Source organism: Spirochaetota bacterium (assembly GCA_038043445.1).
Classification (GTDB): domain Bacteria; phylum Spirochaetota; class Brachyspiria; order Brachyspirales; family JACRPF01; genus JBBTBY01.
This window is the reverse complement of record JBBTBY010000039.1, coordinates 13860-34100: the sequence shown is the minus strand read 5'-3', so window position 1 is coordinate 34100 and position 20241 is coordinate 13860. Positions and strand designations below refer to the sequence as shown.

24 protein-coding genes are annotated in these 20241 nt (G+C 55.1%); 15 read left to right on the top strand and 9 right to left on the bottom strand.

Annotated features, from left to right (window positions below):
- Window positions 1-27: 27 nt before the first annotated feature.
- Window positions 28-2238 (top strand): DNA helicase RecQ, encoded by a 2211-nt coding sequence (recQ, locus tag AABZ39_05955; protein ID MEK6794298.1) that lies wholly within the window; start codon window positions 28-30, stop codon window positions 2236-2238.
- Here the strand turns inward: recQ and AABZ39_05950 are convergent.
- Genes AABZ39_05950 through AABZ39_05910 form a run of 9 tightly spaced genes read right to left on the bottom strand, consistent with a single transcriptional unit; the run spans window position 2209 to window position 12029 of the window.
- Window positions 2209-3177, bottom strand: a complete 969-nt coding sequence (locus AABZ39_05950) for an ABC transporter ATP-binding protein (protein MEK6794297.1) — start codon at window positions 3175-3177, stop codon at window positions 2209-2211. The genes recQ and AABZ39_05950 overlap by 30 nt on opposite strands.
- A 58-nt stretch (window positions 3178-3235) precedes the next feature.
- On the bottom strand, window positions 3236-4357 hold the full coding sequence (locus tag AABZ39_05945; protein MEK6794296.1) for a hypothetical protein: 1122 nt from the start codon (window positions 4355-4357) through the stop codon (window positions 3236-3238).
- A gap of 54 nt (window positions 4358-4411) precedes the next feature.
- On the bottom strand, window positions 4412-5077 hold the full coding sequence (locus AABZ39_05940; GenBank protein MEK6794295.1) for a hypothetical protein: 666 nt from the start codon (window positions 5075-5077) through the stop codon (window positions 4412-4414).
- A 22-nt stretch (window positions 5078-5099) separates the two neighbouring features.
- Entirely contained in the window at window positions 5100-5759 is a 660-nt protein-coding gene (locus AABZ39_05935; protein MEK6794294.1) for a hypothetical protein, read from the bottom strand.
- Between the two features lie 15 nt (window positions 5760-5774).
- Entirely contained in the window at window positions 5775-6245 is a 471-nt protein-coding gene (locus AABZ39_05930) for an isoamylase early set domain-containing protein (protein MEK6794293.1), read from the bottom strand.
- The gene (locus tag AABZ39_05925; GenBank protein MEK6794292.1) at window positions 6242-6844 is read right to left on the bottom strand and encodes an RNA polymerase sigma factor; all 603 of its coding nucleotides are present in this window, start codon (window positions 6842-6844) and stop codon (window positions 6242-6244) included. The genes AABZ39_05930 and AABZ39_05925 overlap by 4 nt, the downstream gene beginning before the upstream one ends.
- Window positions 6844-9222 (bottom strand): TIGR03960 family B12-binding radical SAM protein, encoded by a 2379-nt coding sequence (locus tag AABZ39_05920; GenBank protein ID MEK6794291.1) that lies wholly within the window; start codon window positions 9220-9222, stop codon window positions 6844-6846. Before AABZ39_05920 ends, AABZ39_05925 begins: the two co-directional genes overlap by 1 nt.
- Window positions 9223-9282: 60 nt before the next feature.
- On the bottom strand, window positions 9283-10689 hold the full coding sequence (locus AABZ39_05915) for a hypothetical protein (protein ID MEK6794290.1): 1407 nt from the start codon (window positions 10687-10689) through the stop codon (window positions 9283-9285).
- A gap of 26 nt (window positions 10690-10715) precedes the next feature.
- Window positions 10716-12029: a hypothetical protein gene (locus AABZ39_05910; protein ID MEK6794289.1), complete on the bottom strand. Its 1314-nt coding sequence runs from the start codon at window positions 12027-12029 to the stop codon at window positions 10716-10718.
- 146 nt (window positions 12030-12175) lie between these two features.
- On the opposite strand from AABZ39_05910, the gene AABZ39_05905 reads away from it, so the two are divergent.
- The 14 genes from AABZ39_05905 (at window position 12176) to AABZ39_05840 (ending at window position 20231) form a co-directional block, all read left to right on the top strand.
- Window positions 12176-12505, top strand: a complete 330-nt coding sequence (locus AABZ39_05905) for a metalloregulator ArsR/SmtB family transcription factor (GenBank protein ID MEK6794288.1) — start codon at window positions 12176-12178, stop codon at window positions 12503-12505.
- On the top strand, window positions 12502-12933 hold the full coding sequence (locus AABZ39_05900; GenBank protein MEK6794287.1) for an arsenate reductase ArsC: 432 nt from the start codon (window positions 12502-12504) through the stop codon (window positions 12931-12933). The genes AABZ39_05905 and AABZ39_05900 overlap by 4 nt, the downstream gene beginning before the upstream one ends.
- Before the next feature lie 45 nt (window positions 12934-12978).
- Window positions 12979-13329 (top strand): putative zinc-binding protein, encoded by a 351-nt coding sequence (locus AABZ39_05895; GenBank protein MEK6794286.1) that lies wholly within the window; start codon window positions 12979-12981, stop codon window positions 13327-13329.
- A 71-nt stretch (window positions 13330-13400) separates the two neighbouring features.
- Window positions 13401-14357, top strand: coding sequence for a permease (locus tag AABZ39_05890; protein MEK6794285.1), 957 nt, complete (start codon window positions 13401-13403; stop codon window positions 14355-14357).
- Window positions 14358-14380: 23 nt separating this feature from the next.
- Complete coding sequence (locus tag AABZ39_05885) at window positions 14381-15100, top strand: cytochrome c biogenesis protein CcdA (GenBank protein MEK6794284.1); 720 nt, start codon at window positions 14381-14383, stop codon at window positions 15098-15100.
- Between the two features lie 27 nt (window positions 15101-15127).
- The gene (locus AABZ39_05880; protein MEK6794283.1) at window positions 15128-15355 is read left to right on the top strand and encodes a DUF2798 domain-containing protein; all 228 of its coding nucleotides are present in this window, start codon (window positions 15128-15130) and stop codon (window positions 15353-15355) included.
- A gap of 1 nt (window position 15356) precedes the next feature.
- Entirely contained in the window at window positions 15357-15560 is a 204-nt protein-coding gene (locus AABZ39_05875) for a hypothetical protein (protein MEK6794282.1), read from the top strand.
- A gap of 15 nt (window positions 15561-15575) precedes the next feature.
- Complete coding sequence (locus tag AABZ39_05870; GenBank protein MEK6794281.1) at window positions 15576-15872, top strand: thioredoxin family protein; 297 nt, start codon at window positions 15576-15578, stop codon at window positions 15870-15872.
- 3 nt (window positions 15873-15875) lie between these two features.
- On the top strand, window positions 15876-16253 hold the full coding sequence (locus AABZ39_05865) for a thioredoxin family protein (GenBank protein ID MEK6794280.1): 378 nt from the start codon (window positions 15876-15878) through the stop codon (window positions 16251-16253).
- A complete protein-coding gene (gene hgcA, locus AABZ39_05860; protein MEK6794279.1) occupies window positions 16253-17275 on the top strand; it encodes a mercury methylation corrinoid protein HgcA in 1023 nt (340 codons plus the stop codon). The genes AABZ39_05865 and hgcA overlap by 1 nt, the downstream gene beginning before the upstream one ends.
- Window positions 17272-17562 (top strand): mercury methylation ferredoxin HgcB, encoded by a 291-nt coding sequence (hgcB, locus tag AABZ39_05855; GenBank protein MEK6794278.1) that lies wholly within the window; start codon window positions 17272-17274, stop codon window positions 17560-17562. The genes hgcA and hgcB overlap by 4 nt, the downstream gene beginning before the upstream one ends.
- A gap of 43 nt (window positions 17563-17605) precedes the next feature.
- Window positions 17606-18583, top strand: a complete 978-nt coding sequence (locus AABZ39_05850) for a rhodanese-like domain-containing protein (protein MEK6794277.1) — start codon at window positions 17606-17608, stop codon at window positions 18581-18583.
- A 26-nt stretch (window positions 18584-18609) separates the two neighbouring features.
- Window positions 18610-19638 (top strand): ACR3 family arsenite efflux transporter, encoded by a 1029-nt coding sequence (gene arsB / locus AABZ39_05845; protein MEK6794276.1) that lies wholly within the window; start codon window positions 18610-18612, stop codon window positions 19636-19638.
- A 53-nt stretch (window positions 19639-19691) separates the two neighbouring features.
- A complete protein-coding gene (locus tag AABZ39_05840) occupies window positions 19692-20231 on the top strand; it encodes a class I SAM-dependent methyltransferase (GenBank protein ID MEK6794275.1) in 540 nt (179 codons plus the stop codon).
- Window positions 20232-20241: the final 10 nt, after the last annotated feature.

Here is a 20241-nt window from a genome sequence, read left to right as displayed (position 1 = left end):
ATCGGAGAATAGGAGGCGTGAGCTGCAATGAGATCGATTGATACCATACTGAAAAATACTTTCGGCTTCGATATGTTCCGGCCGCTGCAGCGGGAGATCATCGATTCGCTTTTGTCCGGTGCAGATACGCTGGCAATACTTCCCACCGGCGGCGGGAAATCGCTCTGCTATCAGATACCGGCGCTTTTGTTCGATGGCTTAACGATAGTTGTCTCGCCGCTCATTGCGCTAATGAAGGACCAGGTCGAACAGCTTGCCGCACATCATATCCCCGCGGTATTCCTCAACAGCTCTCTTACACCGGAGGAATATGCGATGCGCGCTGAAGAGGTGAAGCGCCGCGAAGTGAAACTGCTCTATCTTGCCCCTGAGTCATTGTTCACGGACCGTATCCAAAATATCCTTGACCGGACAACGGTAGCGTGTATCACGGTTGACGAGGCGCATTGTATATCGGAATGGGGGCATGATTTCCGTCCGGAATATCGGCAGATAGCGTCCTTTAAGGGGCGTTTCCCCGAAGCTCGGCTGCTTGCGCTCACGGCGACCGCGACCGTGCGCGTTCGAAATGATATCATACGCACTCTTGGAATACCTCATGCCTCAGTTTTCGTCGCGCCGTTCGACCGGCCGAATCTTTTCATCTCTGTTGAGGAAAAATACGACCCGAAGCAGCAGCTGATATCGTTCGTCCGCGAATTCCCGGGGCAGTCCGGTATCGTCTATTGCTTTTCGCGAAAACAAGTTGAGACAATAAGCGGCATGCTTGCTCAGAATGGATTATCCGCCCGCCCCTACCATGCCGGACTCGAAAGCGATGTGCGGCGCCGGAATCAGGAAGATTTCATACGCGATGACGTTCAGATAATCGTCGCGACGATAGCGTTCGGTATGGGTATCAACAAACCGAATGTGCGTTTCGTCGTGCATTATGACATGCCGAAAAGCATCGAGGGGTATTATCAGGAGATCGGCAGGGCCGGCCGTGACGGATTGCCGTCCCGGTGTCTCCTCCTCTATCATTATTCAGATGCGATGAAGCTCCGCCATTTCATCATGCGGCAAGCGCTGGATGAGAAGGAAGAGCCGGAGAAGAGCACCGCACTCGGTCATGTGAATGCAATGGTGGCATATGCAGAAGGGGCGGAATGCCGGAGAAAACCGCTCTTGCGCTATTTCGGCGACACACCAATGGACAAGTGCGGCAGCTGTGATAATTGTACAGGACCGGTGAAGGAAGCGGTCGATATCACTATCCTGTCGCAGAAATTCATGTCATGTGTGATACGCACGGGTGAACGCTTCGGCGCAGCGCATATTGTCAGTGTACTTCTCGGCGCGGACACGAAAAAGATACGGTCGCTTTCGCATAACACGCTTTCGACATACGGCATCGGGAAGGAATTGTCGAAACATGCGTGGATGCATCTGGGGCGTCAGCTGACCGTCAATGGCTATCTCGCAGTTGATCCCGAGTACGGCAGTGTATCCCTTACCGCACACGGGGCGTCGGCGCTTCGGTCCGGCGAAAAGATATTCGGCCGGCCCTTTCAGGGAAGAACGACAGCGGGCGAAAAGCGCGCGCCGGATCATTACGATGATGCCCTCTTTCAGCGGCTTCGTGCACTTCGGAAAGAACTTGCACAGGACCGAAATGTCCCGCCCTATGTCGTATTCTCGGACCGAACGCTCACCGAAATGGCGCGCTTCTTTCCGCAGACAACGGAGAGTATGTTGCGAATATCCGGGGTCGGGGATGTCAAGCTGCTGGAATATGGAGCGGTTTTTATTCATGCGATAGCGTCCTATTGCGTTGAAACCGGAATGAAGGAAATACCGGAACAGAAAGCGGATGTTCAGAACGGTTGCGGGGAGCGGACACGTGAGGTGACACCGCAGCGAACGCGCGAGGTGACTACGGCGTATAATGCCGGCGAGAGCATCAAAGAGATCATGGGGAGATTCGACGTGACGCGCGGAACAGTGCTGTCACATCTTGAGCGGTCGTTACGTGCGGGCGATCGTATACGGGCAGGGAATGATATTGCTGAAGCTGTTTCGCCGAATACGAACACCGCGGCGGTATACGACGCCTTCAAGTCGATAGGGACAGAGCGGCTGCGCCCGATATTCGAACATCTCTGCGAGACGGTGTCCTACGACGATATCAGGGCATTGCGATTATCGTATTTGTGCGGCGAGGGATCATCATCTGTCGTACAAGTGACAACGGACTGACATCCCGTCTCTCTCAAGGAGAAGCGGGTGTTCAGTTCGACAGCGATCGAAGCAGCGCGAACAGCGCGGATGGAAAGCGCAGCCCTCGGGGCGTTCGCGCGGCGAGGGGACGCTCCCGGGGATCGATGATAACGGTTCGTTCCCTTTTCGTGCGAGCGTACGGGCAAGCGTCACCAGCGCCGCGGTATACGGATGCTTCGGCTCATCCATGATCGACCTCGTTCCGCCGTATTCCACTATTTCGCCGAGATACATGACCGCAATGCGGTCGGCGATATCGGTAACCACGCCGAGATCATGCGATATGATGATGATCGACATCGATTCGGTTCGGCGTAATTCCTTAAGGAGTTCAATGACCTGGCGCTGTACAGTGACATCGAGCGCCGTGGTCGGCTCGTCCGCGATGAGGAGCGGCGGTGCGAGCATGGTGGCCATGGCTATCATCACGCGCTGACGCATGCCGCCGGAAAGTTCGTGCGGGAACGAGGTGAGCCGCGACGCGGCATCGGTAATGCCGACGCGTACGAGGCGTTCGGCAGCGAGGGCGAGCGCCTTCGTCCTGTCCATCCGCTCGTGCGTGAGAAGCGGTTCGATGATCTGCTCCCCAACGCGCATGACGGGGTTCAATGCGTTCATCGGTTCCTGGAAAATGATGCCGGCGATCCGCCCGCGGAAGGATCGCAGTGCGCGCTCATCGAACGTGAACACATCCTTCCCGTCGGCGAGTATGCGGCCGCGGTAGCTCGTATGGCGTTCATTATGAAGTCTGAGCAGCGCAAGGGCGGTGGCGCTTTTCCCGCTCCCGCTCTCACCGACGATGCCGAGCGTTTCATTCCTGTTCACCGAGAGCGAGACATCGCGTACGGCGGGTATCTCCATGCTTCCCGAACGGAAGTTCACGGAAAGTGATTCCATGCGTATCAGCGGCTCTTGCATGCTGCTACTGTATTTCGGGATGGAAGAATGTCAAGTATGGGAAAATGCCAAGCGTGTATCAGAACGAAAGCGAAGCGGAAATGCCCGCGGTGAATCCTTCGCTTTCCTCGTAAGGGTCATTGCTGAATCGTCGGAAATAATCAGCGGTCGCGGAAATGCCGACGGCAAGGGTATCGTTCCTGATGAGCGTCTGCTCGACGGCAAGACCGGCCGTTGCTGTTCCGATGACCGTTCCGGTACGAGTGCTTAATGATGAGAGCGCGAACCGTTCGCGATAGTACTCGACATCGGCGGCGAGCGCGAGCGATACGGCGCTGCCTTTGAACGCGATGAGCGTGCCGCTGATCGAAATTTCTCCGGCGATGTGGTTGTAGTACCCGGAATTGATGTACGAGGTCGCCAGTATTACGGCGGCGATATCGCCGGTGGACCATACCGATGATACGGATAATGCCGTGTCGAACCTGAACCACTCGGACTCCTCGTTGTGATACGATGCGTTCGCACCGATCGCGATATCCCTGCGTGTCCCCTCGTTGGTGATGACGGAAGCGGCGTTCGTGCCGTAGCCGTGCAGCCGGGATTCCGTGTAGGGGGTTATCGAACCGAAAACACCGACCGATGTTTCTGAGAACAGCGATGTGTTGCATAGTACTTTCGCCGTCAGTATGTTCTCTATCGAATCGAGGTCGGCTGCGGGGTAAAGCACGGCGAGTGTGCGTACGGAGAGTGCGGCTATCATCGAATCATTCATCTCGAACTCAGCGGAAATGGACCCGGATACGCCCACACTGTCGTTCGATGTCCAGCCGGCACGATCGCCCATCATGCGGTAGAGCGTGATGTCATTGCCCGCTGCAACGATCAGTGTGGCCGTGTCCGAGGGGTGCATCTCGAATGACGTTGAAAGCGCATGCGAATACGCGCTTTCCTGACGGTTCTGGATATGCGGCGTGTACGACGGGAAAAAGCTCGTTCTATTGATGACCCCGTCCGTGATACGCCAGCTGTATCCGAGCGACGCCGATATCGGAATGAGAAGGTCACGTGTCCTTAAGCTGTCATCGAGTATGTTCGAGTCATAAAGAAGTCCCGCCTCGATGCCGCCGGTCATGCGGAAATCGCCCGCGAACAGCGCTGCGGCAGCGAACAACGGAATGAACTTACCTATTCGCATCATGACGACGTCCTCTCGAAAAGTGTACAGCAAAAAAGATGGGGATGCAAGCGACCGTCATTGCCGTCGCTTGATGCGCCGCAGCGGCGTTCTTGATTCGGCGTTCCGCTCAACGGCACGTGTAAGCGCATGGCCGCGTTTTCCGTCGCGTATGCCGTCGGCCACGGATTCGAGTATCTCCCGCCGGCTCATGCGCAGTTGATCCCGGTCATAACGGGCGATCACGTTCATGATATCGGCAAGTTCGGTGCGGGTGATGCGCTTCTCGGCAAGCGTGCGTACGAGGGTGCGGCTGAGCGCCGCATCGCTTTGATACGATGAGAGCGTGAGGTATGCGCGTATGAGGTCAGCGATGACATCGTTGCCCGAAGATGCGCGGATGTGTTCGATATCCTCTGCGGTCAGGCCGTTGATCATGGCATCGGTGAAGAGCGTCAACGCACGTTCACGCTCCGCCTTCGGTATGTTCGCTATGTCGGCGATGCGTGCGGCGCTCACGAGCTTTGCGGCACAGTTCGTCACCGCTGTGACGATGCGCGCGCTCGGAGAACGTTTCGCGATGCCCTCGTTCACTTTCGCGGAGAGATACGCCTCGGGTGCGTTGCTGTCGCGCGCGGACCTGAAGGCCGCCTGTATGAGCGCGTTCTCTTCGGGTGTGAAGTAGGTGCCGTACTCGGCTGCGGCGAGCATGGCGGTGAACGCGATGAGCATGATGCGTTTCATGGCTGTGATCGTATCTCCCGTATCATCGGTTCCTCAGTATCGTCAAGAGGAGCTGCAGCCGCGCCGCTTCTTCGGGATGCGCTGCAAGCCAATCGTGTATCCGCGTGCCGTAGCGCCGTAGCGTATCACGTCTGCCGGCAAGCGATCGAATACGGTCGCGCAGCCGTGACCCTTCGACGCGCGATACCATGCGGCGCATCGTGTCATTGAACCTGCCGTAACGATGATCGAGCATGCGTTCGCGGTCCGGCGTGCCCGTGTCCGTGCTGCGTATGGTGTGTGAAAGCGAGCGGCTCACATCGCGTATCGAAACGCCCATGAGCATGGCGGTGTTGGCGCTCGCAAGGGTGTCCCTGAGCTCGGTGCCGCGTATACCGGCGTCCTTGCTCAACCTGAGCATTGCGGCGATGTGCGTCTCATTCCCGCCGTTCGCGAGCATTTCCCGTATCTCGGTACGTATCGATGCATCGTCCGTATCGATGAGCCCCTGTCCTTTGAGCCTGTTGAAGAGCTCGGATCCCCGGCGGTCACTGTCGGCTGCATAGGTTTCTTCCTTGGCCTGTGTGCCGATGGCGGATGCGGTTCCTTTGCCCTGAGAAAGACGCGTGGCGTTCCCCTCGACGGATGTCGCCGCCGGGAAGAGCATTGTCATCGAAAGAAGGAATGCTATTGTTGTTCTCATGGTCATCCTCCGTTCCTACAGTTCCAGTATCGAATTCATGCCGCCGAACTGATCGTGCACCGCTTCGCGGGCCCTGGGGTCCGGTATGTATCTGTCATTATCGATGATGAGCTGATAGCGATATCGCCCCGGCGAGAGTTTGAGCTTCGTTCGCCATACGCCGTTCTCGGAAGTACGGGTCAATGGATGGGCCGACGGGTCCCAATTATTGAAATCACCGACGACATGTATCGCTTTCGCATCCCTGTTGACTATGGATATCTCTACGGTCACCTGCGCGGGACGCAGGCGTAGGAACGCGAACGTTACGGCGAATACCAGAACGGCCGCCGAGGAGAGCACAGCCGCTGCCCAGGCGGGATGAAAAGTGCGCACGGCGCGATGCGGGCGTATATCCTGCATGACGCGCTCGGCCAGAGTGTCCGGGGCATGGGGAGACCGCTCGGAAAGGAGCGGGGCTATTCTTTCGAATGCGTCATCTTTCATTGTTTCGCTCCTCTGTTATGTACCCCGGCCTGGGGGATGATGTTACGCTGCCGTGCCAAAGTCATGAATTTCTCACGTGCGCGGTAAAGCCAGCCCTGAACGGTCCCGAGCGGTACTGACAGCACGGCGGCTATTTCCTCGTACGATCGTTCTTCGAAATGGCGGAGAATGAATACCGCGCGGTATTTTTCGGGGAGTTCGTTGGCGACGGAGAGCGCCGCCCGGGAGAAAGCCGCTCCGTCGATCGCGGAATCGATGGTCTCATCCTGCGCGGGGGTTGCGTCAGAAAGTTCGGTCGTTCGCAGGCGCTTTCGTTTCGCGCGCTTCCTTATGATATTGAGCGCGAGCGTGTACATCCAGGGAAAGAACCTCCGCGAGAGGTCGAATCGCGGCAGTTTCCGGTAGATATGAACGAAGGCTTCCTGCGAAAGGTCTTCCGCTTCATCGGGATCGCGGTTCGCATATCGATAGGCGAGGGAATAGACGGGGTCCTTATACTTTTTCAGGATGGACCGGAACGCTTCGGCATCCCCCGACAGCACACGCCGAACGGCGCTTATATCTTCATCGTCGGAGTCATGGGGGATCGGCTTTTCCATTACCGTATACCATCTACCCCGGGAGTGATGGGGATGTTACAGGGTTCTGCCCTCGTGATACGTACATCCGTGAACCCCTGCTCCGCGAGTGTTGCGATGATGTCCTTGAGCCTTGGCCCGCCGGATGCAAGATCGAGCGTGATATCACTGTCCGTCCGTACGGCCGGTACGGCAATGGCGGCGAGCGCATCGATAAGTGCTGTATCGCCCCCCGTATGGAAACGGAATCGAGCGTTTTTCGGCATGGTGCCGATGCGCCGCTCCGTGAGCCCGATGCGTTCGATGTGCGCGATGCGTATCGTTTCGGGCATCAGCTCGTTGAGGTCGAGCATGAGCCTTTCGATATCGCACCGTTCGCGGAGGCCGGCTTCGCAGTATTCCGCTTCGCTCTCCACGCCGAAGGGCAGGGGGTCGGTGAACGCGATGAGCGGCTTTGGAGAGAACCCCTTCGAATAGGCGAGTGATATGCCGGAGATGGTGAACGCATTCGTGATGAGGCGCTTGACATCGAAGTGTCCGAGGAAACGCGCGTTCCCTGTCCGGGTATACCGCACGAAGACCTTATCGGCAGCATCGGCACGTATATCGGCCGCCTCCGGCGGGGGCGGGAGATCGATCGGTTCGTCCTGTGACGGCGCGCATCCTTCCTCAAGCCCGCAGGCATGACAACCGTGCGTGCGGCAATCAGGTGTTATCTCGCCGGTAAGTGAGCGACGGTATTCCGCATTAAGATGTTCCCGCGACACCCCGGTCGATATGAAGTCCCACGGTAATACCGCATCGAGCGTCCGTGCGCCGAGATAATACCTGGTATCGATACCGGCATCCGCGAACGCTTTCTCCCAGCGCGCAAGCGAGAAGTGTTCCCCCCACGCATCGAAGCGCGCGCCGGCATTGAACGCATGCTCGACGGCGTCCGCAATGCGCTCATCCCCCCGCGCGAGCACGCCCTCGATATGGCTCATCTCATAGGGGTTCGTTTTCAGGAAAACGTTGGTGTGCCGGAACGAGTCACGCATGGTGCCGATGATGCCTGCAATGCGTCGATGGTCCGCCTGCGCAAGGAACTGCATCGGTGTATGCGGTTTCGGTATGAACGCATTGATGCTTACGTTTATCTTCACGCCGCGTCCGGCCGTGGTGCGAAGCGTGTTGAGGAAGAGCGTTATCGCATCCGCTTCTTTCTGCAGATCGTCCGTAAAGCCGATCATGAAATATAATTTGATGAGCCGCCAGCCGAGCGATTGTATCTCTTTCGCAATGGCGAGCACATCCTCCGCGTTCGCCTCCTTATTTATTTGCGCGCGGACATTCGCATCGCCTGCTTCAAGCGCGAAGGTAAGCCCCGTCTTCTTGAACGTTGCGATGCGGTCGGCGACCGATCTGTCGAAGCTGTCGATGCGAAGCGATGGGAGCGTGAGCGAGAAGCCCGCAGCATTCCCCCAGGCGCTCACATATTCCACGAGGCCGCGTATATTCGGGTAATCATCCGCGGAGAGCGAGGAGAGATTCACTTCGTCATAACCGCTTGCCCGTGTCATGATGCGTATCATCTCCACGATGCGTTTCGCAGAGCGGTGGCGGAGCGGACGGAAGATGATGCCTGCCGAACAGAAGCGGCAGTTATGCGTGCAGCCGCGCGATATCTCGACGACCACACGTTCCTGCACGGTGCGTGCATTGGGTATGAGCGGACGTTCCGGGTACGGCGCGTTCTCAAGATCATGTTCGATCTGTTTTCTGATGATGCGCCCTGGCTCATGATAACGCGGCGCATACGCGTAGGGGAATTGTGCGAGCTCGCGAATGATATCGTCGCGTTCCGTGCCCGCCTTCCTGAGCGCGCGATACTTCGATACGAAATTCCGTATCTCGCTGTCGAACTCCCCGACAAGAAAGATATCGATGAACGGAGCGAGCGGCAGGGGATTGTATGCGCACGGCCCGCCGGCGATGATGATGGGCATATCGCCGTTCCTGTCGGCACTTCGTAAGGGAATGCGCGCGAGGGAGAGCATGGCGAGCACATTCGTGTAGAGCATCTCATATTGCAGCGAGAACCCTATGATATCGAATTCAGCGAGCGGGGTCTGCGATTCAAGCGAGAAAAGCGGAACATCCTTCTCGCGGAGCAAGGCCTCCATTTCGTGAGAAACAGCAAAACTGCGTTCGCAGAAAACACCGTCCATACCGTTCATCGCCGTGTAGAGTATCTGTATGCCGAGATTGCTCATCCCTATGATGTAGCGGTCGGGGAAGGCGAGGGCGACGTGGACATCAAAGTCCGTCTTCAAAACGCTGTTGAGCTCGCCGCCGAGATATTCCTGGGGATGAGTAACGCGCGGGAATATCCCGGCAAGTGCTGCTCGAATGTTCATTGTTGGCTCGTGGATTATATACAGCCCGTTGGGTTTAATTGCAAACGAATGGCAGTCTCGTCAACGGAACACCTGGATGCGATTGTTCCCCCAATCAACAACGTACACATTGCCTGCGGCATCGCAGGCTATACGTCTCGGTGAATTGAACTGACAGTCGCCGGTGCCGGGAAAATTGCCGTTCTGTCCCGATCCTGGGGCATGCCATCCGCTGAACGTCGTCCCGTCCTGTCCCCACCATCCGACGAGCGCTCCGGACGGTGCGAATTTCTGAACCCGGTCGTTGAATGTATCGACGACAATGACATAGCCCGCGGGATCGACGCAGAGGCCGTAGGGCATGTCGAATAATCCGTCACCGATGCCCGACCCTCCCCATTCGGTGATATAGCTCCCTGCAGTCGTGAATTTCTGCAGACGTCTGCTGCCGAGTTCCATCGTATAGATATACCCCGCGGGGTCGTATGCAACGCCGTAGGGACTGTTGAATTCACCGAGGCCCGATCCGCCGACGCCGGTTTCGCCTGAACCGGGGGCATGCCATCCACTCGTGACGCTGCCCTTTCCCCACCACCCGAGGAATACGCCGCTTGCAGTGAATTTCTGAATGCGGGCGTTCGCATTATCGGCGACGTAGATGTTGCCGTCCGTATCAAGGGTAAGCCCCTCCGGCGTATTGAATTTTCCATCGCCGGTACCGTTCGCTCCGAATTTCATGAGGAATGTTCCTGTCGATGAGAATTTCTGAATACGGTGATTGCCCGTATCGACGATGAACACATTCCCGTCACGGTCAAGGGCGATGTCATACGGATTATTGAGCTGCCCGTCCCCCGATCCGGAACTGCCGAAGCTTGCATGGTACATGCCCGGTGACGAGAATATCTGCACTCGACTGCTGCCGCCGTCAAGCACATAGACCACCCCGCTTGGGGAAACGGCAATGCCGGAAGGGGAAGAGAATTCTCCCGCCGCCGCGCCGATGACCCCGATCTCCCCGGAGCCGTTCGTATGCCAGCCCGTCGTCGTACCGCCTTTTCCGAACCATCCGCGCATCGATGTTCCGCCGGCACTGAACGAAAGCGAGAACCGCTGTATCGCCGAAGAAACGTGATCGTCCCTGCCGGCAGCGAAAAAGATCTCGTATGACGCGCTCGCGTGCGGGAAGGTAACGCCGCCGGTCGTATTGTTCGCGGTGAAGGCCCCGCGGCTTACGATGCCGGCCGAACCCGCTGCGCCGCCGGTGAAAGCGCCTAATGACGGCGCGCTCGAACCCGCTGCCTTGACGACGTAGAATATCGTCGCATCAGCGGACAATCGGAACGCTATGTCGATAGAAGAACTGTATGGTGCCCCCGGGCGCGGTGCCTCAAGAAAATAGGGGATATCCTGTTCGTACGGAGTGGACGTCCGTATGCAGCTGCTCGCAAGGAAGACGAGCGCAAGTGCACCGACTATAGCCCGCATCGTGATCCCCGTTGTGTGGATGTTGTTCATACGCCTAATTTCCAAGTAATACCGGTAGTAATGCCGAATTCGAACGGTTTTGACGTCGGAAGATTTACCGGAAGGATATATTCTATCCTGCACGCTATCGGTATGGCAAGCGCGGGGGTCAGTGCGAATGAATAGCCGATAAGGAAAGAGGCATGCAGGTCGTTGCCGAGCATGGTGTTCGTGAGCCGTGAAGAATAGGATGCATTGCCCTGCGCGCCGGCGAAAATGCTCGCGACACTGAACCCGCCGCCGGCGAAGATGTTCCGTGTTATCCAGAGACAGAGGTTCACACCCCAGCGAATATCGAGCTGGCGGATAAAACTCCCTTCGGCATAATACGCGGACGGCAGCATCGTCTCATTATCGCCGCACACCGCTGACGCTTCGAGCGATATCCTCGACCCCCCCCAGAGATAATTCTCAAGGAGTGAAACACCCGCACTGAGCCCGCCGCCGAACGATATACCCATCCACATGCCCGTCGATGCGGTGAATATCGTGTTGAACGAACAGGGTATGCGTATGCCGAGATCGATGGATGAGAGGAATTTCCTTGTCTGTGACGCTATCCGTTCCTTATCGGCATCCTCATCGGCTTTTTTCTTCTTCGCCGTTTCTTCCGCGGCCTTCGTGTCGCGTGCGGCAACAAGCCGCTTCTCAAAATCCGCCGTGCGTTCCTTCGAGCTGAACGACTCGAAACGTTTTGCGAATTCCCTGTCGAGCGTCTTCCCTTCATTGACAGCAGCCATCGCACCCGTGATATCGCCTGCGTCAAGACGGACGAACGCGGTGATGATCGCTGCATTCACCTGCGCGGGTTTATCAAGGGCGCTTCGATCGACCGATGACAGCATACGTTCGGCGCCTGCACGGTCGCCCCTGCGGAGCAGCACAAGCGCGCTGAGCATGCGGTACGGCGGCGTGTCGTGCCCGCGGAGAACGTCATCGGCCTTGTCGAGCATGTTCTCGTTGATATACACCTTCGCGAGGGTAAGCTTATTCGCGTCCCTGTCCGGGAAGTTCTGTATCGATTTTGTGAGATAGAGTATTTTTTTCTCTGCAGAGTCGGCGTTCTCTGCGGCCTTGAAATATTTATCGATATCGGTATCAAGGTCTATCGATCGTACGTCGGATTTCCTGAGCGTAACGGTCTTGCCGTCCTTTTCGTAGACGATCTCCTCACCCGTTTGCCTGATTATTTTGCATTCGATCGTCGCGCCGGTTTCAAGAACGATGGAATCGACGGCGCCGCATACCGCCGGGAAAAGCAGCAGCAGTGCAGCAAGTAAGAGCACAGGCATGATGTTCATTGCCTATACTATCTGATTTTTTCCTTCTATTGTCAAGTACGTCGGTAGTGATTGCGGTATGCAATCCGGATAGCCGTGGACTTGACGCGTCGATGGAAATATTATACTATATGAGTATATAGTCATATAACAATACAGGTGGATGGATGAACACAGATACAATGCTTGCTATGAAAGCCGATGTGTATAAGGCGATGGGCGAGCCGTACCGTCTCTCGATCATGCAGCTTTTACACGAACGCGGGGAATTATGCGTCTGCGAGATCATACGCGAGCTTGAAGCAGAACAATCGAACATATCGAAACATCTTTCGGTGCTGCGCAATGCGAATATCGTAGCGATGCGGAAAGAAGGGACGAAGGTGTTCTACAAACTTACGTGCCCTTGCCTCATCGATTCTGATGCATGTCTTGAGCGGACGCTCATGAAGCACATGGAGAAGCGGTTCGCCGCTCTCGCCGGAAAAGAGCGATGAAGACCGTATTGTTCGTCTGTATCCATAATTCGGCACGAAGCCAGATGGCCGAAGCATTTCTTAAAAAATTCGGCGGCGATAGATTCATCGTCGAGAGTGCGGGGCTTGAGCCGGGAAAACTGAATCGCATCGTTGTTGAAGTAATGAAAGAGATCGGCATTGATATTTCCGGCAATAAGACAAAAGGGACAGCGGAGATGCTCGCACAGGCCCGCCGGTTTGACTATGTGATAACCGTCTGCGATGAAAGCGCTGCCGAGCGATGCCCGCTATTCCCCGGGAAGTCGAAGCGACTGCACTGGGGATTTCCCGATCCGTCGGCATTCGCCGGTGCGGCAGAAGAAATACTCGCGGGAACGCGCATAGTGCGCGATGCAATACGGGCGAAGGTCGAAGCGTTCATACAGGAAACGAAGAGCGATGGGTAATGCCATCGCCTTTGGATTAAAAAAAAAAAGTGAAGGAGTTCTCACATGGCTGAATGCTGTTCCGGAGGAACGAAACTGCTCTATGCATGCTCAGGCGCCTGCGATCTCGGCAATGCATCAGATCTCGCCGCCCGCAAACTGATGAAGGACGGTTACGCAAAGATGACATGCGTAGCGGCGGTGGCTGCGGGACTTCCCGCGTTCATCGAGTCGGCGAAGGGTGCAACTGCCATTGCCATCGACGGCTGCGGCATGCTCTGTGCGAAGAAGATTCTCGAAGCGGCGGGGGCGAAACCCGTTTCCTATGCGCTCACCGATCTCGGCTATGTGAAAGGACAGACGCCGGTGACGGACGCGCTCGTAAGTAATATCGCGAAACGGATCGCGGCAAAGTAAAGTATGGCGGGACGGTTTCCGTGCGCGAAAACGCCCGTTATGTCGGATCATTGAGTTAATGAGGGCCTCGTATGTGGAAAAGTGCTGTTGATCATTTGTTGTATACCCTGCTGAAATTGCCCGCAGGCAACCGGCTTGTCGGCGCGCTCCACTTTTTCATATTCGACACGGTAAAAATATTTTTCCTTCTTGCAGTAATCATATTTGTCATATCGTTCATGAGGACGTATTTCTCCGTTGCCAGGACACGCGCCCTGCTTGGGAACAAACTCGGCATGTTCGGCAATGTGCTCGCTGCACTGCTCGGCATCGTCACCCCATTCTGTTCCTGCTCTGCGGTGCCGCTTTTCATCGGGTTCGTGGAAGCGGGAATACCGCTGGGGGTGACGTTCTCGTTCCTTATCGCTTCGCCGATGATCAACGAAGTCGCGCTTGTCATGCTCGCGGGGCTGTTCGGCTGGAAAGTCGCACTTATATACATCGCCAGCGGACTTGTCATCGCCATTGTCAGCGGTATTGTCATTGGAGTATTACGGCTTGAGAAATGGATCGAGCCGTTCGTTTTTGAGACCAAGGTCGGGACGATGATAGAGGACAGGATGACGATGCCGTCGAGGTTCCGTTATGCACGCGATCATGTCGGCGAGATACTGAAAAAGATATGGCCGTTCGTGCTCGTTGCTATCGGCATCGGGGCGTTCATTCATGGGTATGTGCCGGAGCAGTTCTTTGCAAAGTATCTCGGAACGAATGCGTGGTATGCAGTGCCTCTTGCAACACTTCTCGGCGTACCGCTCTATTCCAATGCCGCGGGTATCGTCCCCGTCGTGGAGGCGCTTGTCTCCAAGGGCGTTCCCCTCGGTACAGCGCTTGCGTTCATGATGGCAGTGACCGCCCTCTCATTCCCTGAGTTCGTGATACTTCGCCGTGTGCTCAAGCCGAAACTGCTCGGCGTATTCATCGGCGTGGTAAGCGCCGGAATCATGCTGACGGGATTTCTATTCAATGCATTGTATCTTGGAAAATAGACAGGCGTAAGGAATGATTTGAGATGCTTAATTCATTATTCATCTTCGTTGATACTGCGGTCAAGGGCACGCCGCTTATCGCGCTCGGCGTAGCGTTTCTGTGGGGTGTTCTCAGCATAGTGTTAAGCCCCTGCCATCTGTCGAGCATACCGCTTATCATCGGTTTCATGACGGGCCAGAAAGATCTTACGTTCAAACGGGCGTTCATCACTGCATCGCTTTTTGCGCTGGGGATACTCATCACCATGGCGCTCTTGGGTATACTCACCATGACGGTCGGATTCATGGTGTTCTCACGCATCGGCATGTGGGGTTCGGTCGTTGTTGCGGTGATATTCTTTGCCGTGGGGCTCTATCTTCTCGACGTCCTCCCGCTTTCGCTCAATGCGATAACGCCGAAGATACAGAAACGCGGATATCTCGCCGCCTTCCTGCTTGGGCTCATCTTCGGGCTTGCGCTCGGCCCGTGCACGTTCGCATTCATGATGCCCGTACTGGCCGCGGCTGCCGCAGAGGCTTCCGTGAATGCGGTATATGCGTTCCTGCTCGTTCTCGTCTATGCCGTCGGCCACTCTGCCGTCATCGTTGCCGCCGGATCGTTCTTCGAGAAAGTGGAGCGGTATCTCAAGTGGAATGAACGCTCGAAGGCTGTCGTCATTGTAAGGAAGATATGCGGCATCCTGATAATTGCCGCAGGATTGTATCTGCTGAAAGATGTTCTCAAGCTTGTGATCGGAAGATAGTGAAAAGCATGACGATGAGGTGATCCAATGAAACTCCCGAAAAAGTCCGCTCCGTTCGCGTTCGCATTGCTCATGGCGCTCATGCTCCCGTTCGTGATGACGTTCTTCGTCGTGCTCATCACGGCAGGATGGTCGGAAATGTTCTTTGTCCGCTGGATGAAGGCCTATGGTGTCGCCGCTGTGATCGCGTTTCCCGCAATACTTTTTCTCGCTCCGCTCGTAAGAAAGGGCGTCGCGGCGATAACGGAGCAATGATATGAAAGCGAAGCTGCTTGCGGAACGCTGTCCTGCGCAGAGCGATATGCGCAGGCCGATAGCGGCATGCCCGAAGGGTGCTGTCGTTCATAGTAAGGACGAAAGTGCCCCGCTCGGCGGGCGCATCGATATCGATGATGCACTGTGCGACGGATGCGGTATATGCGTGCCGCTGTGCTGCGGAAATGCGATCGCAGTCGAATAATGCAGGGAGGCGGTAATGGTCATTAAGATACTCGGTACAGGATGCGCCAAATGTCATACGCTTGAAGTGAATGCTAAGAAAGCTGTCGCCGAAACAGGAATAGCGGCGGCCATAGAAAAAGTGACGGGCCTCAGCGCCATCATGGCCTTTGGCGTCATGGTGACACCGGCGCTCGTCATCGATGATGTGGTCAAGTCGGCAGGAAGAGTGCTTTCTCCCAGTGAGATAATGCGATATATAAAAGAACAAGGGGCTTTGCCTCGACTGCGCTCGGCAACCGAAGCCCCGTGTTCTCATAATGATAAGGAGTAATCCATGCAAAAGTATTTGATCTCGATGGTCCTCGTGATCGCAGCGGCCATCTGCTTCGGGAAAATCGAAAGCAGTACAAACAGCGGAAACGTATACGCGCCGTTCGTTACCTTCGTCGAGCTCGGTTCGGTGAACTGCATCCCCTGCAAAATGATGCAGCCGGTGATGAAGAATATCGAGGAAAAGTACAAAGGGAAGGTCAAGGTAGTCTTTCACGATGTATGGACAAAGGACGGTCAGAAGTACGGAGAAGAGTACCGTATCCGCGTCATTCCCACGCAGGTCTTTCTTGACAAGGACGGGAAAGAGTTCTTCAGACATGAAGGGTTCTTTCCGGAGAAAGATATCGTCGATCTTCTGAAGAAACGCGGGGTGCAGTGATGGATGCATGTACTTGTGACTGCGGCTGCGGCACTTCGATACGCACGACAGACGCACATGTCCGCTTTCGCGATACGCTTGGGGCGGTCATGATGCGTTTCGGTATCGGGCGGGAGCGCTATCGTACCGCTCCCGGGCTCTATGCGCTCGGCGCACCGGGTAAGGCCTCGCCGGTGTTCGTGACGGCAAATTATAAATTGAGCTTTGATACACTGCGGAAAAACATCGCCGGCCTGGATGCATGGATACTTGTTCTCGATACGAAAGGTATAAATGTCTGGTGTGCGGCGGGCAAAGGTACATTCGGAACTGAAGAGCTTGTCAGCCGCATCAAAGTGGTGAAACTCGCTTCGCGTATTTCGCATCGAAAACTGATACTTCCGCAGCTCGGTGCTGTCGGCGTGGCGGCTCATGAAGTACAGAAGCGATCGGGGTTCTCGGTGATATACGGCCCGGTACGTGCTTCGGACATCGGCGCTTTCATCAAGAACGGCATGAAAGCGACTGATGCTATGCGGCGTGTAGCGTTCTCACTTTCCGAGCGCGTTGTTCTCATACCTATGGAGATACGTTTGTCGCTGCCGATATCTCTCATCGCTATCGCCGCCGCCGCTGCGATATGTCTCATATCACCCTCGGGGTTCGCACTGAAGCGGTATCTGCATGATGTGATAATGGCATCCGTTGTTTCTGCTGCCGCGCTCATCGGCGGGAGCATCCTCGTGCCGCTCCTCCTTCCCGTGCTGCCGAGAGCGTTCTCGCTGAAAGGTGCCATTGCGGCAATTCCTGCCGTTGCGGTGTCATTCCTTCTTGTCCATGATCCGCTTGCCGCGGCTGCGCTCTCGCTCTATGCGATCAGTGCATCGACGTTCTTTGCGCTGAATTTCACCGGCGCATCCACGTACACATCGCTTACCGGCGTGCAGAAGGAAATGCGTATCGCACTCCCGGCGGTGATAGGGGGCGGTGCCGTGTCGATCGTATCGCTCGTGCTGAGCAGGTTCTTCGGGGGCGCTGTATGATGAAGTATCTATCGAATGTTGCCACACTTGCACTTGATGCATCACGATGCAATGGCTGCCGTATGTGCGTGACCGTATGCCCGCATGCCGTATTTGCCATGCAGAAAAAAAAGTCCATCATTGTCGACAAAGATGCCTGTATGGAATGCGGCGCTTGTGCACGGAATTGTGCACGCGGTGCAATAACGGTGCGTGCGGGCGTCGGATGTGCTGCTGCGGTCATAAACGGCATCGTGAGAAAAAGTGAACCGACCTGCGATTGCGGGGAGGGCGACTGTTGTGGATAGTCAGATATCCTGTATCTTGGTTTATATATTTGAAGAGGTGTTTATGAAAATCATTGTGCGTGGCATAGTGAAATATGTAGTGCTATGCGCTGCGGCGTATTTTGCCGTGCTTTCATGTACGGTCATGCGGGCGGCACAGGGTTCTGATAAAGAAAAAAACTCAAAACAGGCGGCAGATGTGGAAGAAGTTGCTGATCGTTCACCTGTCCCGGTGAAAACGTATGCAATACCTGAAAAGCACAAATACCTGTTTATGGAAGTGGAGACAAAGGAAGATGTGCCAAAAATACATCTCAAAGAAGCAAAACTCCTGTTTGAAAGCGGGGAAGCGCTTTTCATAGATGCTAGAAGTCAGGAAGAATACAACCAGTCTCATATAGCGGGCTCTCTCTATATCGGAGCGGACGACTCGCCTAAAAAGATAAAAGCGCAGGCAGAATTGTTGAAAGGCAAGGTTCTCGTCACTTACTGTCACGGTGTTGGATGCCATTTGTCGGACAAGACGGCTTTTAATTTGTTTGATGCGGGTTACAGGAAAATAGCAATATTTTTCGGAGGCTGGCCGGAGTGGACACAGGCTTCTCTTCCCATAGAAAAATATCAACTGCCTGAACAGTTCAAACACCTGCTTGAAGAAGCCGTATCCGTTCAAGGGGTTAAAAACGTATCTCTGGAAGAGGCAAAGTTTCTGTATGACAACAATCTTGCCATTTTTATAGATGTTGATTATAAAGACAAATACAATGAAATCAGTATTGCACGCTCTATAAACATCCCCATAGACAAAATTGACGAAATGCTTCCTGGGCATGAGGGATATTTAAACCAGAAAACTGTAGTTGTTTACTGTCACAGCGGAGACAGCAAGTTGAATAAGGCCGTTGGGAAAATGTTCAAAGCAGGGCATAAAAAAATGCTGAGGTTTGTTGACGCCATGCCTCAGTGGGAAAAAGCGGGATATCCGCTTTTTCGATCTTCGCAGCAGGGGAAGCGAAAAAAGTCCCTATCAATCAACGTATAATAAATATATATCAGAAGGAGTATGCAATGAAACTCTCATTTCTCGACCGCTTTCTCACCCTTTGGATATTCCTCGCCATGGCGGCAGGTGTCGCCATCGGCTATTTCATTCCCGGCATACCCCGGTTCTGGGATAATTTCAGCGTCGGCACGACCAATATTCCCATCGCCATCGGTCTCATTCTGATGATGTATCCGCCGCTTGCCAAGGTGAGATATGAAGAGCTCGGCGATGTGTTTAAGAACGTGAAAGTTCTCGTCTTGTCGCTCGTGCAGAACTGGGTGATCGGCCCCGTCCTCATGTTCACACTCGGCATCATCTTTCTCCGCGACAAGCCGGACTATTTCATTGGTCTTATGCTCATCGGGAGCGCGCGTTGCATAGCCATGGTCATCGTATGGAACGATCTTGCCAAAGGAAGCCGCGAATATTGCGCCGGCCTCGTCGCGTTCAATTCGATATTCCAGGTGCTGTTCTATTCCGTGTACGCATGGCTTTTCATTACCGTACTGCCGCCGCTCTTCGGCATGCAAAGTGTTCTCGTGAACATCACCATACTCGATATCGCGAAAAGCGTGTTCATCTATCTCGGCATTCCCTTTTTCGCCGGGCTCGTGAGCCGCATCGTTCTTATCCGCGTAAAAGGAAAGGTGTGGTATGAGAATGAATTCTCAAAGGCGATAAGCCCTGTCACGCTTATTGCGCTTTTGTTCACCATCGTTGTGATGTTCTCGCTTAAGGGCGAATACATCATAAAGATCCCGTTCGACGTGATACGGGTGGCAATACCGCTCTTCATCTATTTTGTCGTGATGTTCCTCGTATCATTCTTTTTCTCGAAGCGGGCAGGCACGGATTATCCGAAAGCTGCGTCGCTCTCGTTCACGGCGGCGAGCAATAATTTCGAGCTTGCTATCGCGGTTGCGGTAGCCGTGTTCGGCATCGGGAGCGGCCAGGCGTTCGCGGCGGTGGTCGGACCGCTCGTTGAAGTGCCGGTGCTTATCGGACTTGTCGGTGTCGCACTTTACTTTCAGCGCAGATTTTTTAGGGTATAGGGGTTCGACCGAATGTTCATGAGGATAGTCGTATCAAATTCAGGGAATCCGGCATGCCCGCCGTTGAGCTTTGGGATACATTCTTCGATCCTGCTGCGGTGCTTCCGCGCATGGGGGTCGATCGCGATATCGATCTGCTGATCGATATCGGATGCGGATATGGGACGTTCATTCTGCCCGCCGCATCGATGGTCAAACGGGTGCTCGGCATAGATATCGATCCGGGTATGATCGACCATTGCCGGAAAATGATCGCCGAGCAGGACAGGGCGAACATCGATCTGCTGCTCGACGATGTTTCCACCGGGAGTTGCGATGCATACCGGGGAAGCGCGGATTATGTGTCGCTGTTCAATATACTTCATTGTGAAGACCCGGTATCCCTTTTATGGAAGGCGAGATCACTCGCAAAGCCGAATGGTCGCATCGGTGTCATCCATTGGAAATATGAAAAAACGCCGCGCGGTCCGTCAATGGAGATCCGCCCGAGGCCGGAGCAGATCATTGACTGGGCAGCATCGATCGGACTGAGGCTCGATACGCAAGTGGATCTGCCGCCGTATCACTTCGGGCTGATATTTAAAATAGTATAAACGGAGAGAA

Excerpts from the sequence above, each read along its gene's own strand:
- AABZ39_05940 (MEK6794295.1), bottom strand. The coding sequence starts at position 5,077 with ATGAAACGCATCATGCTCATCGCGTTCACCGCCATGCTCGCCGCAGCC.
- AABZ39_05910 (MEK6794289.1), bottom strand. The coding sequence starts at position 12,029 with ATGAACATCATGCCTGTGCTCTTACTTGCTGCACTGCTGCTGCTTTTC.
- AABZ39_05930 (MEK6794293.1), bottom strand. The coding sequence starts at position 6,245 with ATGAAAGATGACGCATTCGAAAGAATAGCCCCGCTCCTTTCCGAGCGG.
- AABZ39_05885 (MEK6794284.1), top strand. The coding sequence starts at position 14,381 with ATGCTTAATTCATTATTCATCTTCGTTGATACTGCGGTCAAGGGCACG.
- hgcB (MEK6794278.1), top strand. The coding sequence starts at position 17,272 with ATGATGAAGTATCTATCGAATGTTGCCACACTTGCACTTGATGCATCA.
- AABZ39_05840 (MEK6794275.1), top strand. The coding sequence starts at position 19,692 with ATGCCCGCCGTTGAGCTTTGGGATACATTCTTCGATCCTGCTGCGGTG.
- AABZ39_05850 (MEK6794277.1), top strand. The coding sequence starts at position 17,606 with ATGAAAATCATTGTGCGTGGCATAGTGAAATATGTAGTGCTATGCGCT.
- AABZ39_05880 (MEK6794283.1), top strand. The coding sequence starts at position 15,128 with ATGAAACTCCCGAAAAAGTCCGCTCCGTTCGCGTTCGCATTGCTCATG.
- AABZ39_05935 (MEK6794294.1), bottom strand. The coding sequence starts at position 5,759 with ATGAGAACAACAATAGCATTCCTTCTTTCGATGACAATGCTCTTCCCG.
- AABZ39_05905 (MEK6794288.1), top strand. The coding sequence starts at position 12,176 with ATGAACACAGATACAATGCTTGCTATGAAAGCCGATGTGTATAAGGCG.
- hgcA (MEK6794279.1), top strand. The coding sequence starts at position 16,253 with ATGGATGCATGTACTTGTGACTGCGGCTGCGGCACTTCGATACGCACG.
- AABZ39_05895 (MEK6794286.1), top strand. The coding sequence starts at position 12,979 with ATGGCTGAATGCTGTTCCGGAGGAACGAAACTGCTCTATGCATGCTCA.
- AABZ39_05915 (MEK6794290.1), bottom strand. The coding sequence starts at position 10,689 with ATGCGGGCTATAGTCGGTGCACTTGCGCTCGTCTTCCTTGCGAGCAGC.
- AABZ39_05870 (MEK6794281.1), top strand. The coding sequence starts at position 15,576 with ATGGTCATTAAGATACTCGGTACAGGATGCGCCAAATGTCATACGCTT.
- AABZ39_05945 (MEK6794296.1), bottom strand. The coding sequence starts at position 4,357 with ATGATGCGAATAGGTAAGTTCATTCCGTTGTTCGCTGCCGCAGCGCTG.
- AABZ39_05920 (MEK6794291.1), bottom strand. The coding sequence starts at position 9,222 with ATGAACATTCGAGCAGCACTTGCCGGGATATTCCCGCGCGTTACTCAT.
- recQ (MEK6794298.1), top strand. The coding sequence starts at position 28 with ATGAGATCGATTGATACCATACTGAAAAATACTTTCGGCTTCGATATG.
- AABZ39_05950 (MEK6794297.1), bottom strand. The coding sequence starts at position 3,177 with ATGCAAGAGCCGCTGATACGCATGGAATCACTTTCCGTGAACTTCCGT.
- AABZ39_05890 (MEK6794285.1), top strand. The coding sequence starts at position 13,401 with ATGTGGAAAAGTGCTGTTGATCATTTGTTGTATACCCTGCTGAAATTG.
- AABZ39_05865 (MEK6794280.1), top strand. The coding sequence starts at position 15,876 with ATGCAAAAGTATTTGATCTCGATGGTCCTCGTGATCGCAGCGGCCATC.
- AABZ39_05875 (MEK6794282.1), top strand. The coding sequence starts at position 15,357 with ATGAAAGCGAAGCTGCTTGCGGAACGCTGTCCTGCGCAGAGCGATATG.
- AABZ39_05925 (MEK6794292.1), bottom strand. The coding sequence starts at position 6,844 with ATGGAAAAGCCGATCCCCCATGACTCCGACGATGAAGATATAAGCGCC.
- AABZ39_05900 (MEK6794287.1), top strand. The coding sequence starts at position 12,502 with ATGAAGACCGTATTGTTCGTCTGTATCCATAATTCGGCACGAAGCCAG.
- arsB (MEK6794276.1), top strand. The coding sequence starts at position 18,610 with ATGAAACTCTCATTTCTCGACCGCTTTCTCACCCTTTGGATATTCCTC.